At 73.3% G+C, this 15,477-nt stretch carries 14 protein-coding genes and 1 pseudogene; 10 read left to right on the top strand and 5 right to left on the bottom strand.

The features are described 5' to 3' along the window. Nucleotides 1-4 precede the first annotated feature (4 nt). Together ACFY0X_RS14685 and ACFY0X_RS14690 are read right to left on the bottom strand one after the other, a co-directional pair. Nucleotides 5-1,531 carry a phosphotransferase gene (locus ACFY0X_RS14685; protein WP_387753833.1) on the bottom strand — a complete coding sequence of 509 codons (1,527 nt, stop codon included), beginning with the start codon at nt 1,529-1,531 and terminating at the stop codon, nt 5-7. 66 nt (nt 1,532-1,597) lie between these two features. After that, nucleotides 1,598-2,455 carry a PhzF family phenazine biosynthesis protein gene (locus tag ACFY0X_RS14690; RefSeq protein WP_387753835.1) on the bottom strand — a complete coding sequence of 286 codons (858 nt, stop codon included), beginning with the start codon at nt 2,453-2,455 and terminating at the stop codon, nt 1,598-1,600. A 164-nt stretch (nt 2,456-2,619) separates the two neighbouring features. Here ACFY0X_RS14690 and ACFY0X_RS14695 point away from each other — a divergent pair, with 164 nt between their 5' ends. The 5 genes and pseudogenes from ACFY0X_RS14695 to ACFY0X_RS14715 form a co-directional block, all read left to right on the top strand. Then, nucleotides 2,620-3,207: a hypothetical protein gene (locus tag ACFY0X_RS14695; RefSeq protein WP_387753837.1), complete on the top strand. Its 588-nt coding sequence runs from the start codon at nt 2,620-2,622 to the stop codon at nt 3,205-3,207. A gap of 180 nt (nt 3,208-3,387) precedes the next feature. Continuing rightward, nucleotides 3,388-4,191, top strand: a complete 804-nt coding sequence (locus ACFY0X_RS14700) for an MBL fold metallo-hydrolase (protein ID WP_387753839.1) — start codon at nt 3,388-3,390, stop codon at nt 4,189-4,191. Nucleotides 4,192-4,198: 7 nt separating this feature from the next. Then, nucleotides 4,199-4,630 carry a nuclear transport factor 2 family protein gene (locus ACFY0X_RS14705; RefSeq protein ID WP_387753842.1) on the top strand — a complete coding sequence of 144 codons (432 nt, stop codon included), beginning with the start codon at nt 4,199-4,201 and terminating at the stop codon, nt 4,628-4,630. A 187-nt stretch (nt 4,631-4,817) separates the two neighbouring features. Continuing rightward, complete coding sequence (locus ACFY0X_RS14710; protein WP_387753844.1) at nt 4,818-6,083, top strand: NAD(P)/FAD-dependent oxidoreductase; 1,266 nt, start codon at nt 4,818-4,820, stop codon at nt 6,081-6,083. 111 nt (nt 6,084-6,194) lie between these two features. Next, nucleotides 6,195-7,037 (top strand): annotated as a pseudogene (locus ACFY0X_RS14715) (IS256 family transposase); the annotation flags it as partial. Between the two features lie 127 nt (nt 7,038-7,164). On the opposite strand, the gene ACFY0X_RS14720 reads toward ACFY0X_RS14715, so the two are convergent. Continuing rightward, complete coding sequence (locus ACFY0X_RS14720) at nt 7,165-8,526, bottom strand: tetratricopeptide repeat protein (RefSeq protein ID WP_387753847.1); 1,362 nt, start codon at nt 8,524-8,526, stop codon at nt 7,165-7,167. Nucleotides 8,527-8,653: 127 nt separating this feature from the next. Here ACFY0X_RS14720 and ACFY0X_RS14725 point away from each other — a divergent pair, with 127 nt between their 5' ends. From ACFY0X_RS14725 to ACFY0X_RS14735, 3 genes are read left to right on the top strand one after another with little or no spacing between them, the layout of a single operon-like run. Then, a complete protein-coding gene (locus ACFY0X_RS14725) occupies nt 8,654-9,727 on the top strand; it encodes an NAD-dependent epimerase/dehydratase family protein (RefSeq protein WP_387753849.1) in 1,074 nt (357 codons plus the stop codon). A gap of 18 nt (nt 9,728-9,745) precedes the next feature. Beyond that, nucleotides 9,746-10,801 (top strand): NAD-dependent epimerase/dehydratase family protein, encoded by a 1,056-nt coding sequence (locus tag ACFY0X_RS14730; RefSeq protein ID WP_387753851.1) that lies wholly within the window; start codon nt 9,746-9,748, stop codon nt 10,799-10,801. Beyond that, the gene (locus ACFY0X_RS14735) at nt 10,798-11,961 is read left to right on the top strand and encodes a DegT/DnrJ/EryC1/StrS family aminotransferase (protein ID WP_387753853.1); all 1,164 of its coding nucleotides are present in this window, start codon (nt 10,798-10,800) and stop codon (nt 11,959-11,961) included. Before ACFY0X_RS14730 ends, ACFY0X_RS14735 begins: the two co-directional genes overlap by 4 nt. 23 nt (nt 11,962-11,984) lie before the next feature. Here ACFY0X_RS14735 and ACFY0X_RS14740 read toward each other — a convergent pair whose 3' ends face one another. Further along, complete coding sequence (locus ACFY0X_RS14740) at nt 11,985-12,863, bottom strand: glycosyltransferase family 2 protein (RefSeq protein ID WP_387753855.1); 879 nt, start codon at nt 12,861-12,863, stop codon at nt 11,985-11,987. A 29-nt stretch (nt 12,864-12,892) separates the two neighbouring features. Between ACFY0X_RS14740 and ACFY0X_RS14745 the strand changes: the two genes are divergently transcribed. Both ACFY0X_RS14745 and ACFY0X_RS14750 read left to right on the top strand, forming a co-directional pair. Next, nucleotides 12,893-13,663 carry a hypothetical protein gene (locus ACFY0X_RS14745; protein ID WP_387753857.1) on the top strand — a complete coding sequence of 257 codons (771 nt, stop codon included), beginning with the start codon at nt 12,893-12,895 and terminating at the stop codon, nt 13,661-13,663. After that, entirely contained in the window at nt 13,653-15,017 is a 1,365-nt protein-coding gene (locus tag ACFY0X_RS14750) for a hypothetical protein (protein WP_387753859.1), read from the top strand. The genes ACFY0X_RS14745 and ACFY0X_RS14750 overlap by 11 nt, the downstream gene beginning before the upstream one ends. A 159-nt stretch (nt 15,018-15,176) precedes the next feature. Here the strand turns inward: ACFY0X_RS14750 and ACFY0X_RS14755 are convergent, their stop codons facing one another. Further along, nucleotides 15,177-15,344: a hypothetical protein gene (locus tag ACFY0X_RS14755; RefSeq protein ID WP_387753861.1), complete on the bottom strand. Its 168-nt coding sequence runs from the start codon at nt 15,342-15,344 to the stop codon at nt 15,177-15,179. Nucleotides 15,345-15,477: the final 133 nt, after the last annotated feature.

A 15,477-nucleotide genomic window follows, 5' to 3' on the forward strand; every position in this document is an offset into this window, starting at 1 on the left:
CAGTCTACGCCCGGCCGGCCTGCCGGTCCGCGGGCCGGCAGGCCAGCAGGGCGCGGAGCTCGGCGGCCGGGTCGCCCTCGTGGTACGGGCGTTCGCTCGGCTCGATGTGGTCCAGGAACTCCTGGTACCGCAGGGCGTAGGACAGGTGGTAGAGCGGCTCGGCGAGTTCGAGGGCGCGCCCCGGGTCGGAGCCGGGGGCGTGCCGCCGCCAGGCCTCCGTCCACACCCGGGCGTGGTGCTGCCAGGCCTCCTCGCCGAGGTAGGCGCGCGGGCGCAAACCGTCCAGGGCCGGGTGGCCGAGGCAGGAGTCGCTGTAGTCGACGACCACCGTGCCCGTGCCGTCGGAGCGCCAGTTGCCGGGGTGGAAGTCGCCGTGCAGCAGCGTCTCGGGCAGGCCGCAGCCGGCGAGCCGGTCCAACAGCCCGGGCAGTTCGGCGGCGAAGCCGGCCAGGCGCTCCAACTCTTCGGGCGTCAGGTCGGTCTCCTCGGCGAGCCGGTCCAGCCGCGCCGTCAGCTGGGCCGCCAGGGCGCGGGGGGTGCGGTCGCGCAGGCCGGCCAGGTCGGCCGGGCGGTCGGCGAGCGCCGCCTGGGCGGCGACGAGCCGGGGGACGACCTCGGCGACGGTCCCGGCGGACGGGCTCCAGCAGTCCTCGCCGGGGACGTGGTCGAGCAGCAACCGCCCCGTCGGGGCGTCGGCGGCGAGGACGGTGGGGACGAGCCGGGGGTCGACGCTGCCGAACAGCGCGATGACCTCGCCCTCCCGGGCGTTGAACGCGGGCGTCGTGGTCTTCAGCCAGGCGTCGGCCCCGGTGGAGGTGGGCAGGCGGAAGAGGCCGGAGAGGTTCCACGTCCGGACCTGCCGCGCGGGCGCGGCCAACGGGCGGCCGACGGCGGCGAGTTCCGCCTCCGCCCAGGCCAGCGCCTCCCGCAGCCCGGCGGGCGTGGCCCAGGCGGCCCGGTGCTCCGCGGGGCCGAGCAGCGCGGCCGTGCCGCCGTCCGGGGCCCCGGACTCGATCCCGGTCGGCCGGAGCAGCGCCTCGGCGTGGTAGCGCACCCGCCCGCCGTGGCCGGGCTCCCCGCTCCGGCCCTCGACCAGCCGCGCCACCAGCACCGGCACCCCGGCCGCTTCCGTCGCCCGGGCGACCACCTCGTCCACGGAGGACCACCAGCCGAGTTCCACCTCGAAGGGGCCCAGCTGCCCGAAGTACTCGTCGCCGTACGTCAGATCGACCGTCACGGTCCGGTTGCTCGCTCGCTGCATCGGAGCAGCTTCGCCCACCAGGGCGGACGGGCGCGACCGATTTTCCGCGCCCGCCGACCGGAGGGCCGCGGCCCGCGCCCGTTCGCGCTCCGCCTCCGCCGCGGCCCGCGCCCGGTCGGACGCGAAGACGAGCCGGAGGGCCAACTCGTCCAGGGCCTCCGCCGTCTCCTCCCGCCAACCGGCGAGGCGGGCCGGGTCGCTCCCGTCGGGTCTGCGCGCCCGCACCGAACGCAGTTGCCGGAGCGATCGCTTGAGCGCGGAGTCGAGCACGGGAGCTTCTTCCGGAGGCGGCCTGCACCGAGGGGTTCGGCCCCGCTCAGAGGGCCGGAGGCGGCGCTAGCCGATGGCCACCGCCGTGCCGGAGACCCGCACCCGGGTGTCCCCGGCCCGCAGTTCGACCCGCAGCAGGCCCGGACGGCCCAGGTCGTCGCCCTGATGGAGCGTCAGCACCGCCGGAGCCGTCACCGCGCCGAGGTCCCGCAGGTACGCGCCGAAGGCGGCCGCGGCGGCGCCGGTGGCCGGGTCCTCGACCACGCCGCCGACCGGAAACGGGTCGCGGACGTGGAAGACCTCGGGGGCCTCCCGCCAGGCGAGCTGCAGGGTGGTCAGGTCGCGGGCGCGCATGTGGTCGGCGAGGCCGTCGAAGTCGTAGTCGAGCCGGGCCAGCCGCTCGCGGGTGGCGACCGCCAGGACGAGGTGCCGGGCGCCGGCGTAGGCGAGCCGGGGCGGCAGGGCCGGGTCGAGGTCCGCGGCGGACCAGCCGAGCAGGGCGAGCGCCTCCGCCACGTCGGCCGCCGGCACCTCCTCGACCTTCGGCTCGACGCTGGTGAGGGTGGCGCGCAGCAGTCCGTCGGCGCCGCGCTCGACCTCGACCGGGACGTCCCCGGCCGCGGTCGCGAAGACGTACTGCCCGGGGCCGGTGCGCTCGGCCAGGGCGACGGCGGAGCCGACCGTCGCGTGGCCGCAGAACGGCACCTCGGCGAGCGGGCTGAAGTACCGTACGCGGTAGGTCCCTTCGGCCGGTCCGGGGGTGAGGAAGGCGGTCTCGGAGTACCCGACCTCGGCGGCGACGGCGAGCATCCGCTCGTCGGTCAGCCCGGTGGCGTCGAGTACCACGCCGGCCGGGTTGCCGCCCTCGGGGCGGGTGGCGAAGGCGGCGTAGCGGAGGATCTCGGGAGCGGCGTCGTCGGTCATGACCGGAGGAACGCGCGCGCGGCGATCACTGTTCCCCGCTCACCGCGGCACCGTCCCGGGGGAGTCCGAGCCGGGCGCCGCCCGCCGGGTCGAGCCCGTGGAGGGTGTACCGCCCGCGCCCGGTCCGCCGCCGGGGCGGGCCGCCGGATGGGATGATCGTCCGCATGGCCCTGACCCCTTACCAGCAGCAGCTCCGCGACCGGATCACGGCCGCCGGGGTGACCTCCCCGCCGGAGCCGTGGCGGCCGGTCGGCGGGGGGCCGATCGCCGTCGGCGGGCTGCTCGGCATCGGTTTCGCCGTCCACCCGGAGAGCGGCCACGACCTGGTGCTGACGGTCTCGCACAGCGGCCACGGCCTGTTCGACGCGGTGACCGGCCTCAAGCTGGCCCGCGACCACGAGCCCGCCGAGGACCCGGACGGCCCGGACCTCGCCTGCCCCGGCCTCGGCCAGGTCGCCGACGTGCGCGTCCCGGTGGCGGGGATGTGGGGCGGCGGACTGCACACCTCCGCCGAGGGCGGCTGGCACGTCGAGGTGGCCGCCCCGGAGTGGCCGCACCACCGGGTGCTGCTCGCCACCGGCCGGGGGCCGTGGCAGGGCGAGCCCGGCGAGAGCTGGTGGCCGGTCCTCGACTCCGACTGGTCCGCCTTCCGCGCGGCCGGCTTCTCCCCGACCGGCCGCACCCTCGCGGTGGCCACCAGCAGCGACCTCGCGCTCTGGACCCGCAGTGAGGGCCCGTCGCTCGTGCCCTAGCCCTTCCGGGTCACCGGTGCCCTAGCCCTTCCGGATGCGGACGGGCCGCCGACCCCCGATCCTGGCGGCGAGGCGTGCCCGGCCCCTAGGAAGGACACCGAACGTGAGCGAACGAAGTGAGCGGACGACCAGCAGGCGCGTATCGCGCGAAGCGCCTGCCGAGCGAAGCGGGGCGGGCGCATGAGTGCACTCGACTTCGAGATCATCGACAGCCCGGACAGCTCGCTCAACAAGACCTCGGTCCTGGTAACCGGTCCGCACGACGCGCTGCTGGTGGACGCCGGGTTCACCCGCTCCGACGGGCGCCGCCTGGTGGACCGGATCGCGGCCGCCGGCAAGCGGCTGACCACCGTCTTCGTCAGCCACGGCGACCCGGACTTCTACTTCGGCGCCCAGGAGGTCCAGGACGCCTTCCCGCAGGCCCGCTTCCTGGCCACCGCCTCGACCGTCGAGCACATCCAGGAGACCTACGAGCCCAAGCTGCGGGCCTGGGCGCACCTGGGGCCGGAGCTGCCCACCCGGCTGGTGCGGCCCGAGGTGATGCACGGGGACGAGCTGGTCTTCGAGGGCCACCGCTTCGAGCTGCGCGGCGCCGACTTCCACCTGCCGGACCGGCACTACCTCTGGCAGCACCACCACCGGGCCGTGCTGGGCGGGGTGCTGCTCTTCGAGGGCCTGCACGTGTGGACCGCCGACACCCCCACCTCCACCCAACGGGCCGCCTGGATCGACCTGCTGGACGGCATCGAGGCGCTCCAGCCGACCTGGGTGGCGGCCGGCCACCGGGTCGCCGGCGCACCCACCGACCACACCGCCATCGACCACACCCGCGCCTACCTGCGCGCCTTCGAGACGGAGATCGGCCGGGCCCCGGACGCGGCGGCCGCCAAGGAGGCGCTGGAGCGGCGCTTCCCGCAGCTGGGGCTGCGGATCGCGGCGGACATCGGCACCAAGGTCGTCATGGGCGAGATGGCGTGGGGGTGAGCGGACGGTGATCGAGATCCCCCGGGACACCGCGTCCTTCGCCGAGTCGCCCGCCCCCGCCGACGTGGTGCGCCGCCAGTACCTGGCCTCCGCCCGGGGCGACCTGGCCGCGCTGCGCAGCACCCTGGCCGAGGACGTGGAGTGGACCGAGATGGCCGGGTTCCCGCTGGCCGGCACCTACCGCACCCCGAAGGGCGTCACCGCCAACGTGATGGAGCGGCTGGCCGCCGAGTGGCACGACTGGACGGCGCACGACGACACCTACGTGGTGGACGGCGAGACCGTCGTGGTGCTGGGCCGCTACACCGCCGTGCACCGGGCCACCGGGAAGCCGCTCGCGGTCCGGGTCGCCCACCGCTTCACCGTGCGCGGCGGCCGGATCGTGCGCTTCGAACAGTTCACCGACACCGCACTGGTCAGGGACGCGATGACCGCGTGAGACCGCCGCCGGGCCGGGCGCGCGGCGCCGCGTGAGGAGCGCGGCAGACCTGCCCGAGGCCGGGCGCCGAGGCGCCGCGTTCACTCGTACGGGCGAGCGCGGCGCGGCGCGCCCGGCGCGGTCTCGACAGACCACCCGGACGGCGGCAGGCTGACCCCGACCACGGCCGCAGAGCGAGGAGTCGAGCATGGCGGGCACGGACACCGGGACCACCGCGGCGGACGGCGGGCGGGAGCGCCCGATCGTCGTCGTCGGGGCGTCCCTGGGCGGCGCGAAGGCCGCCGAGGCGCTGCGCGAGGCCGGGTACCGGGGCGGCATCGTCCTGATCGGCGAGGAGCACGAGCGCCCGTACGAGCGGCCGCCGCTGTCCAAGGGATACCTGCAGGGCAAGACGTCCCGGGAGAAGATCTACGTCCACCCGCCGCAGTGGTACGCGGAGCACGACGTCACGCTGCGGCTGGGCACGGCGGTGGCCGCGATCGACCCGGCCGGGCACACCGTGACGCTCGCCGACGACGGCCAGGTGGAGTACGCCAAGCTGCTGCTGACCACCGGCTCGGTGCCGCGCCGGCTGCCGGTGCCCGGCGCCGACCAGGACGGGGTGCTCTACCTGCGCCGGGTCGAGGACAGCGACCGGATCAGGGCGGCGCTGCGGCCGGGGGCCCGGATCGCGGTGATCGGCGCCGGCTGGATCGGGCTGGAGGTGGCGGCCGCGGCCCGGGAGGCGGGCGCCGAGGTGACGGTGCTGGAGGCCCTCGAACTGCCGCTGCTGCGGGTGCTCGGCCGGGAGGTCGCCCAGGTCTTCGCCGACCTGCACCGGGAGCACGGCGTGGACCTGCGCCTCGGCGTCAAGGTGGCCGAACTGACCGGTGGGAGCGGCACGGTGAGCGGCGTGCGGCTCGCCGACGGCACGACGGTGGCGGCCGACGCGGTGGTGGTCGGCATCGGCATCGCCCCCGCCACCGGCCTCGCCGAGGCGGCCGGGCTGGAGGTCGACGACGGCGTGAAGACCGACCAGCACCTGCGCACCTCGGACCCGGACGTCTACGCGGCCGGCGACGTCGCCAACGCCTTCCACCCGCTGTTCGGCACCCATGTGCGGGTCGAGCACTGGGCCAACGCGCTCAACCAGCCGCAGACCGCCGCGCGCGCCCTGCTCGGGCAGCCGGACGCGGTGTACGACCGGATCCCGTACTTCTTCACCGACCAGTACGACCTCGGGATGGAGTACGTCGGCTACGTCGAGCCGGACGGCTACGACCGGGTGGTGTTCCGCGGCGACCCGGCCACCCGCGAGTTCATCGCGTTCTGGCTGTCCGGCGGCCGGGTGCTCGCGGGGATGAACGTCAACGTCTGGGACGTCACCGACCCGATCCGCGAACTGATCGTCTCCAAGCGCACGGTGGACGCCGACCGCCTGGCGAACCCGAGCATCCCCCTCGGCGAGGTCTGAGACACGGCACGAGCCCTGGTCGACGAGCAGCCAACCAAGACCCCGTCCGTTCACCGCTGAGGGAGGGTCTGTAAAAGAACGGTGTAACTCCCGATCAAGGAGAAGCACCTGATGAAGGAAGTCAACGTCTCGGCCGAGGCCGTCGAGGCTGTGCGGCCGGTGGAGTTGCAGTCGGACGCGCTGGACGAGCAGTTGATCGGTCAGCTGGTGGACCGGGTCCGCGCGAGCGGGCTGCAGCTCACCGGTGCCGGCGGCCTGCTGCAGCAGCTGACGAAGAAGACCCTGGAGTCCGCCCTCGAGGGCGAGATGACGGACCACCTCGGGTACGAGAAACACGACCCGGCTGGCGCGGGCAGCGGGAACTCGCGCAACGGCACCCGTTCCAAGACCGTGCTGACCGAGGTCGGACCGGTCGCCATCGAGGTACCCCGCGACCGCGAGGGTTCCTTCAAGCCGCGACTGGTCCGCAAGCGCCGGCGGCGCCTGTCCGGGGTGGGCGAGATGGTGCTCTCGCTGTCCGCCCGTGGCCTGACGCACGGGGAGATCTCCGCGCACCTGGCCGAGGTCTACGGCGCGGACGTGTCCAGGCAGACGATCTCCACCATCACCGACCAGGTGATCGAGGGCATGGCCGAGTGGCAGAACCGGCCGCTCGACCCGGTCTATCCGGTGGTGTTCATCGACTGCGTGCATGTGAAGCTTCGCGACGGCCAGGTCGCCAACCGGCCGATCTACGTCGCGCTCGCGGTCACGGTCGAGGGCACCCGCGAGATCCTCGGGTTGTGGGCCGGCGACGGCGGCGAGGGCGCCAAGTACCGGCTGCACGTGCTGCCCGAGATCAATGACCGCGGCGTCGCAGACGTCTGCATGATCGTCTGCGACGGCCTCAAAGGCCTGCCGGACGCCATCACCGCGGTCTGGCCGCAGGCCGTCACGCAGACCTGCACCGTTCATTGGACAGACCCCTCGCCAGCGCAATGCGTCGGCGAGACAAACCTCCCTCCAATTCGTAACCCGTGACCACCCATGTCAAGAAAATTCATAAACGTGCTCATTGGCCTCCTGCTGGTCAATGCGTAGGTCAGTCCGCGCGGAGCAGTTGGGCTCGGCGGGCGAGCTCGGCGGCGCCGTGGACTCCTCGCCTGGCGTAGAGACCGAGGGCGGAGTGCATGGTGTCCAGCTCTGTGCGGTTGCGGCGGGAGGCGACGCCGTCCATCAGGTCGAGGCTCTGGCTCCACAGTCCGACGGCTTCCTCATAGCGTCCTTGGGCTGCGACGGCCTTGGCGATGTTCGCGAGGGTGGTGCCGCGGAGGCGGTGGTAGGTCTCTGGTCGGCGGCTGTCCAGGGCGGCGCGGTAGTGACGCTCGGCGGCCTTGTTGTCCTTCATCGCGGTCAGGGTCCGGCCGGTGTGGGAGGCCACGGTGGCCACGGCGGGGCCGGCGGCCGCGGCGTAGGCGGGGATGGTGTCGGCGCCGCCTGCGAGCATGGCGTCCTCGGCGGCGAGGACGAGCTTGGCGGCGGTCGCGCTGTCGCCGTCCGCCCCGTGGGCGCGGGCCGCCGTGATCAGCAGCAGTGCCTCGGTCTGAGGGTCGACCTTTCCGCGCGCCCGCTCCAGGGCAGCGTGAGCCAGGTCGACGCAGCCGGTGGGCTGTTTCAGGTCGAGGGCCTGGTGGACGAGGGCGCGCATCGTCCATGCCGCGTGTCCAGCGGGGTCGCCCTCGCAGGCGAGCTGGTGGGCGAGCAGGTAGAACTTCTGCGCGGCGCCCTCCCGGCCGGCATCGTGGCATTTCCAGCCGATCAGGGTGGCCAGCTCGGCGGCCGCGCCGAAGGTACCGCAGCGGATCTCATCGTTCGGGAAGGCGCCCGCGTGGAGCATGGGGGTGACGACGTCGTCGAGGTAGGTGGTGATGGCGGCCAGGCCGTGGCCGCCGCCGTGCCGTTCGTCGGCGGTGCGGAACATCTCGGTGAACTGTCGTACGGTCTCCAGTTCGCCGGCCCCGATCCGCCCGCCGTTGGCGACGGCACGGAGCATGGCGGCGGCGGCTTGGTGGTCGTAGGTGAGCGGGAGCGCGACGGCGGCGGTGGAGAACGCGAGCGCGAGGAAGTCCCGGCGGCGGTGCACGATGAGCCTCCTGAGATCGGCGGCGGCGGCCAACGGATCGGGGTGCATGGCGTCCTCGACCGGTTCGCAGCCTAGGCCGAGTTCGGCAGGCGTCACCTTGCGCCGGAGCTTCCGGCTGAGGGCTTCGGCGAGGTAGCCCGGCGTCCGGCCGGTCGGCGTGCCGCCGGCCACCCAGTAGTGGACGGCCGAGCGGGAGGTGCGCAGCGGCTCTCCCGCTTCGGCTGCGACCGTGCGGATCGCCTTGGCGAGGGCTTCGTACGTGTACCCGGATTCTTCGATGACTGCGGCGAGCTGCTGGTTGCGCTGCTGTCGTTCAGTCAACTCAACCTCCCTGGAACGATCTTGAACAGATTGAACGGGGTCGGTGGGCCGCCACCGTACCGCTGCCGGGTGATCCGGCGTTTCACTGGCGGAACCCAACCACACCCCCTCAGGAGGTTCATTCCTCATGGCTGACGTGTCCTCCGATCCGCGGTTGCGGCAGCTGGACGGCGCCACGGTGCTGGTCACCGGTGGCGGCGGCCTGGTCGGCAGCCGCATCGTCGCGCAGCTCGCCGCCGCCGGGGCCAGCTCGCTTGTGCTCGACCGCTTCGACGCCTACCCGCACCCGGTTCGTGACCGTTTCGAGGTGGACCGGCATGCGGCGGAAGTCGTCCTCGGCGACGTGCGGGAGAAGGCCACCGTGAACTGGATGGCCCGGCGGGCGGACTTCGTGGTTCACGCGGCGGCGTACGCGGACGTCGCGGCGTGCACCCGCAGGCCCGACATCGCGTTCGCCTCCAACGTGCACGGCACGCAGGTCCTGCTGGACGCCGTCGCCGGGGCCGCGGTGAAGCGTCTGGTCTTCGTCTCCTCCGCCTCCGTGTACGGCAACGGCATCCCGGTCAGGGACGTCCCGTCCCGGTTCGCCGAGGACCAGCCGCTCGACCCGATCTCCGTCTACGCCAACACCAAGGTCTGGGCGGAGCACCAGGTGCGGCTGATGCTCTCCGGCACCGGGACGGAACACGCGATCGTGCGGTACTTCTCCGTCTACGGCGAGCCGCAGGCGCCCAAGCCCGGGTCGCACTCGTGGATGGTGCCGTGGATGGCCATGTCCGCCCACACCGGGCAGCCGATCCGACTCAACGGCGGCGGCCGGCAGGTGCGGGACATGGTGCACGTCGAGGACATCGCCCGCGCCACCGTCCTCGCCCTGGTCACCGACCGGATGGCCGGGCGGACCGTCAACGTCGGCACCGGCGTGGCCACGACGGTCCGGCAGATCGGCGAGCTGATCGCCGGCCACTACCCGGGCGCGGAGTTCATCACGACGCCCATGCCCGCGGGCGACCCGCGCGGCGGCTGCGCCGACACCCGCCTGGCCACCGATCTCCTCGGCTGGCAGCCCGGCATCACCCTGGCCGACGGCATCAGCCGCTACGTCGCCTGGCTGAAGGCCTCCCCCGGAGCAATCCCGGACTGGTTCACCACTCCTCGCACCCCCACCCCCGCCCCGACCTCGGCCGCGCTGGCCGCCTGAACGAAGGGATCACCCCTGATGCGTGTCGTACTGCTCGGCGGTGCCGGCTACCTGGGCACCGTCGCCTCCCACCACCTGGCCGCCCTCGGCCACGAGGTCATCGTGGTGGACGGGCTGATCTACCACCGCGAGGACGACCCCACCGCGCTGCTTCCCCGTACCGCCCGCTTCGTGCACGGGGACCTGCGCGACGCCGCTCTGCTGGCCCGCGTGAGCGCGGACGCGGACGCCGTGGTGCACCTGGGCGGGATCGTCGGCGAGCCGGCCAGTCAGCTGGACGAGCAGCTGGCGGTCGAGCTCAATTACGCCTGCCCGATGATCGCCGCCGAGGCCGCCACCGCGGCCGGGGTCGGGCACTACGTCTTCTTCTCCTCGTGCAGCGTCTACGGGCTGCACGAGGGCACCGTGGACGAGGACACCGAGCCCAACCCGCTGGGCGTCTACGCCCGCACCAAGGTGCTGGCCGAACGGCGGCTCCCGGACGTCCTCGGCTCGCAGAGCGCGCCGGCGTGCCTTCGCCTGGCCACCGTGCACGGCGCCTCGCCCCGCCAGCGGCTGGACTCGGTGGTGAACAAGATGGCGTCCCACGCGGCTTCCAGCGGCCGCATCCCCCTCAACGGCGGGTCCCAGCGCCGGCCGCTCGTACACGTCGGCGACGTGGCGCGGGTCCTGGCCGGGGTACTGGAGCAGCGGCTGACCGGTGCCTGGAACGTGGGCAGCGACCCGGAGAACCACACCATCGGAGACATCGCCGCCACGGTGGCCGAGGTCGTGCCGGGCGCGGTGATCGACCGGGGACCGGAGCGGGACGAGGCCGACGCCCGCGACTACCGGGTGAGCTTCGCCCGGATCGAGCAGGCGCTGCCCGGCGCGTGCGCCACGGCGCTCAAAGACGGTGTGCGGGAGATCGCCGACCTGGTGCTGACCGGCGCCGTCACCGACCCCGGGCAGGCGCAGTACGACAACCACCGCGGGCTGCTCGGCGCCGTCACCTCCGGGAAGGTCGGCCGTCTGGAGAGCGCCGCCTGCCGCCGGTACGGCGCCGAGTACACCAGCGCGTGGGAGGCGTCATGACCGTTGACGTGCCGGCCACGCCCGCCACCACCGCGCCGTTTCTGCCGTGGAACCGGCCCTTGATCGGACCGGAAGAGGAGACGGAGGTCCTGGACACCCTGCGCTCGGGCTGGTTGACCCACGGACCGAAGGCAGCCCGGTTCGAGGAGGCCGTGCGGGACGCGCTCGGTGTGCAGGACGCGTTCGCGGTGTCGTCCTGCACCGCGGCCGTGCACCTGGCGCTGCTCGCGGCCGGGATCGGGCCCGGGGACGAGGTGATCACGCCGAGCCTGACGTTCTGCGCGGTGCCGAACACCGTCGTCCAGTGTGGTGCACGCCCGGTGTTCGCCGACATCGACCCGGTGACCTTCAACCTCGCCCCTGCGGCGGCCGAGGCGGCGATCACCCCGCGGACGAAGGCGATCGCCGTCATGCACTACGGCGGCCAGCCCTGCGACCTCGCCGCGTTCCGCAAGCTGGCCGACGACCACGCGCTGCTGCTGATCGAGGACGCCGCCCACGCGCTGCACGCCTGGCGCGACGGCGCGCGGGTCGGCTCCGTCGGAGACCTGGCCGTCCTCTCCTTCTACGCCAACAAGGTCATCACCACCGGCGAAGGCGGCGTGCTCGCCGGGCACGGCGACCTCGTCCGGAAGGCGCGGCTGCTGGGCCGGCACGGCATCGACTCCTCAGCCTGGCGGCGGCACGGCGAGCGGCGCACGGCCGACTACGAGGTCACCGTACCCGGCCTCAAGAGTGTGATGCCGGACATCACGGCGGCGGTCGGCATCAGGCAGTGGGAGAAGTTGGAGGACTTCACCGCCGCCCGGGGCCGGATCGCCGCTTCCTACGACCGGTCCCTGGCAGGCCTTCCGGGGCTGCGTCTGCCGGCCGTCCTCGACGGGGTCCGGCACGGCTGGTTCCTGTACCCGGTGCTGATCGACCCGGTCGGTGGCCGGTCCCGGGACACGGTGGCCGACGCACTGCGTGAGGTGCACGGGATCGGCACCAGTGTGCACTTCACGCCGGTGCACCGGCTCGCGGCGTACCGGCAGCTGGAGTGCCACCTGCCGGTCACCGAACAGGTCGCTGCCCGGCAGCTGTCCCTGCCGTGCTACCCACCCATGACCGCGGCCGACGTGCAACGGGTCATCAACGCGATGCACGCCATCTGGGCCTGACCCGACCCTGGCCGGGGCGCCCGTCAGAAGATCGGCGGCCGCCCCAGCTGGGCCATCCGGCGCACCGTGCTCCACCGCATCGGCCGTCGCGGCGGGCATGCCACACGCACACCCTCGAAGAAGCCGCCCCACCACGCCTTCAAGCCCTCCATCGGCGGGCGGCGCAGCAGGGTGTAGCCGATCCAGGAAGCCAGGTAGACGGGCACCAGCGGGGCGGGAAGATGGCGCTTGGCGAGCCAGACACGGTTACGGGCGGTCATGCGGTAGTAGGCGGCGTGGCGGGCCGGGTCGGTGCGGGGGTGCTGGAGCACCATGTCGGCGCGGTAGTCGATGCCCCAGCCGGCGTCCAGGGCCCGCCAGGCGAAGTCGGTCTCCTCGTGGGCGTAGAAGAACGGTGCGGGGAACGGGCCGACCTGGTCGATCACGGTCATGCGGATGGCGTGGCCGCCGCCGAGGAAGGTCGTGACCGGGCCGGACTGCATCGGGTCCGAGGCGCCGAGGCGGGGGACGTGGCGGCGCTGGGTGAACCCGGTCTCGTCCGCGATCCGGAAGGAGACGATGCCCAGCTTCGAGTCCTGCTCGAACGCCTCCCGGATCAGCCGGAAGGTGTCCGTGCGCGGCAGCAGTCCGTCGTCGTCCAGCACCACCAGCACATCCGTGCCGCCGAGCTCGCGAAGCCGCTCCACGCCGGCGTTGCGGCCTCCAGGGATGCCCAGGTTCTCCGGCAGCTCCACCGCGTCCACCCACTGGGGCAGCTCGGGCAGCTTGACGCCCTGCCCGAGGACCACCGCGCGCACTCCGGTGTCGGCGCCGTCCTGGGCCTGCACCGACTCCAGCAGCGCCGCCAGCTCGGCGGGCCGGTTGCCCATCGTCAGCACCACCACGCCCAGCGTGACGCCCATGCGAACCGACCTGACCCTTCGAGGACTCGATGAACTCTCCGACACCCAGCACCGACGCCCGTCGGCCGCTGCACGAGCTGGCGGCCGCGGGCCGCTTGCCCGACCACCAGGTGATGGACCGGCCGACGCTGGCGTGGATCGCCGACCAGCGGCCGGTCCGTCCGGGTGCGCGGCCCAGACTGCCATACCCCGCGGCGGTCCTGGTACCCGATCGGTCCTGGTTCGCCCGCATGGAGACCACCACCTCCATCCACGGCGTCCTGCACGGTGCCCGGGTCACCGTCCTTGTCCAGCTGCTCGCCGTCGGCCACCACCTCGCACCCGGCCGAGTGCTCGCGCTCGCCGCGGCGGCAGCCTGCCACGACTGCCGCCGCCTCAACGACCGCACCGACCCCGGCCACGGCCGGCGCGCCGCCAACTGGCTCACCCAGCACCCCGCCAGCCTCCACACCGCGTTCGGCCACACCCCCAGCGCCGAGGCAATCACCGCCGTCGCCCTCCACGACGTCCCCCCTCACGCCTTCACCCCCGAGCAGCAGGCCGCCTACCGGCGCCACCGGCTGGCCGTCGACCTACTCAAGGCCGCCGACGCCCTCGACCGCTACCGCCTCCCCGCCACCCGCTGGTGGCCCGCCCTCCACCAGTTGCGCCTCCAGGTCCCCGCCTGGGCACCCGTCCTCGCCCACGAGCTGGTGGTGCTCACCGAACAGGCCCGCCTCGACGGTGCCACCGACACCCACGCCGTCCACCTGGCGCTCCGCGCCCTGTCGACCGAAAAGGAGACGCCCCGTGCCATCTGACTGGGACCTCGCCCACACCGACCTCGACTCCCCCACCGGCACGCACCTGCCCGCCGGCCTCGCCGCCACCCCGGACCACTGGCGCCACTACCTCCAGCACACCCCCAACGGGCACCTGCTACGGCCCGATGGCAACGCCATGCTCACCGCCCTCGCCTCCGGCCGCCCCCTGCACCTGCTGCACCTGACCCGTTCCCTGGACGCCGTCCGCACCAGCGGCCACCTGCTCGCCTCCACCGGCTGCCTCGTCGGCGCGATCTACGGCTCCCCCCTCACCCCGCTGCCCGGCGGCGCGCTGCGCCCGCACAACCTCGGCGCCCACCTCCTCGACACCCTCCCCGCGCTGGACAGCAGGCGCGACAGCACCCCCCTGGTCATCGAGATCACCCCCGACCGCACGGCCGAGGCGGCGGGTCTGGACTACCTGCGCCTGGGTTCCGTACACCTGCGCGCCTTCGACCGCCACCGCCGTGCCCTGACGCCCACCGAGGACGAGAAGGTGGCCCGGTCGGTGGCCGACCGGGTGCGCGCCGCCGCACCGCTGCTCGACCTGATGCTCGGCCTCGCCGCCGGCCGCACGCACCCGGAAGCCGGTCACTTCCTCGACCAGGTGGCCGCCACCGTGCCGGTGATGCCCTACCTCGGCTACCTCTACTTCGAGACCGTCGCCGAGTACCTGATGCTCCACTCCACGAGCACCGCGACGAAGTCCTACGCCGAGCTGGGCGAGATGAACAACCACCTCTACAGGCAGCTCGTCCTCACCGCCGTCGACGGCATGGGCACCCTCTTCGACCTCAGCCGCTTCCACCCCTGCCACCGTCGACTGCTCCAGCTCGTCGACACCATCGAGCCCGGGCTGTCCGAGACGGCCGCCGGCTTCGTTCGCGACCGCCTTTCCCACCGCTTCACGGCCACCGCCCTCACACCAGCCGCCGACGCCTCCACGTTCACCTTCGCCGCGGCGACCACCGACGACCTGCGGACGTCGGCCACCCCGCTGCTCGGCCAGCTCCTGTTCCGCGAGGTCCGTCTCCTGGACCGGTACCCGCAGCTCTACCACCTCTTCGAGCAGGAGAAGGCCGCGGAGGCGTGGACGTACTGGAACCGCCAGAACGTCACCGCTCCCTTCAACAGCACCTGCGGCCCGAAGGGAGAGCTCGGCGTGAACCCGGCCGCCCCGCTGACCCGGGTGACCGTCTGGACAGCCGAGCAGTGCTCCCTCGGCCTCCTGCACCCGACCGAACGGGTGGCGGCCGTGGCGGCCCCGCGGCTGGTGCCCTGGCTCGTCGCGCACCTGCGCGACAGGACGGAGGAGGAGCGATGGAACAACCGGTCATCAGCTCAGGCGTGAGCCGGCCAGCCCTGATCGTCCTTCGGGGCAACTCTGTGTCGGGGAAGACGAGTACAACCAGAGCCTGCGGTCCCTTGTCGGTGAAGGCCTGGCGATCATCTCGCAGGACACCGTGCACATCTCGCCATGAGCATCCCGGCGCCGTCGTGGGGCTGATCGCTACTTGTGCCGCTTCCACCATTCCCGCCACCAAGTGAGGCGGTGCGCTGACTGCTTGGGTAGTACAGCGCCGGCCAGGAGGCGGATGGCCACGGCGAGCGCGACGACGACGGCAACCACCCCGGCGAGCCATGGCGGCGTGCCGTCGGGCAGGTTGATCTGAGGCATGAAGGTTCCCCGAAGAAGAAGGGGGCACCTAGGCTAGGCGGCCAGGATCCAGCGACGTCACCGACCCGATCCGCGAACTGGTCCGCTCGGGACGGGTGGTGGACGCCGGGGCGCTTGCCGACCCGGACGTACC

It is taken from the genome of Kitasatospora sp. NPDC001547, from assembly GCF_042894165.1.
Classification (GTDB): domain Bacteria; phylum Actinomycetota; class Actinomycetes; order Streptomycetales; family Streptomycetaceae; genus Kitasatospora.

Excerpts from the sequence above, each read along its gene's own strand:
- ACFY0X_RS14690 (WP_387753835.1), bottom strand. The coding sequence starts at position 2,455 with ATGACCGACGACGCCGCTCCCGAGATCCTCCGCTACGCCGCCTTCGCC.
- ACFY0X_RS14695 (WP_387753837.1), top strand. The coding sequence starts at position 2,620 with ATGGCCCTGACCCCTTACCAGCAGCAGCTCCGCGACCGGATCACGGCC.
- ACFY0X_RS14700 (WP_387753839.1), top strand. The coding sequence starts at position 3,388 with ATGAGTGCACTCGACTTCGAGATCATCGACAGCCCGGACAGCTCGCTC.
- ACFY0X_RS14710 (WP_387753844.1), top strand. The coding sequence starts at position 4,818 with ATGGCGGGCACGGACACCGGGACCACCGCGGCGGACGGCGGGCGGGAG.
- ACFY0X_RS14725 (WP_387753849.1), top strand. The coding sequence starts at position 8,654 with ATGGCTGACGTGTCCTCCGATCCGCGGTTGCGGCAGCTGGACGGCGCC.
- ACFY0X_RS14730 (WP_387753851.1), top strand. The coding sequence starts at position 9,746 with ATGCGTGTCGTACTGCTCGGCGGTGCCGGCTACCTGGGCACCGTCGCC.
- ACFY0X_RS14735 (WP_387753853.1), top strand. The coding sequence starts at position 10,798 with ATGACCGTTGACGTGCCGGCCACGCCCGCCACCACCGCGCCGTTTCTG.
- ACFY0X_RS14740 (WP_387753855.1), bottom strand. The coding sequence starts at position 12,863 with ATGGGCGTCACGCTGGGCGTGGTGGTGCTGACGATGGGCAACCGGCCC.
- ACFY0X_RS14745 (WP_387753857.1), top strand. The coding sequence starts at position 12,893 with ATGAACTCTCCGACACCCAGCACCGACGCCCGTCGGCCGCTGCACGAG.
- ACFY0X_RS14755 (WP_387753861.1), bottom strand. The coding sequence starts at position 15,344 with ATGCCTCAGATCAACCTGCCCGACGGCACGCCGCCATGGCTCGCCGGG.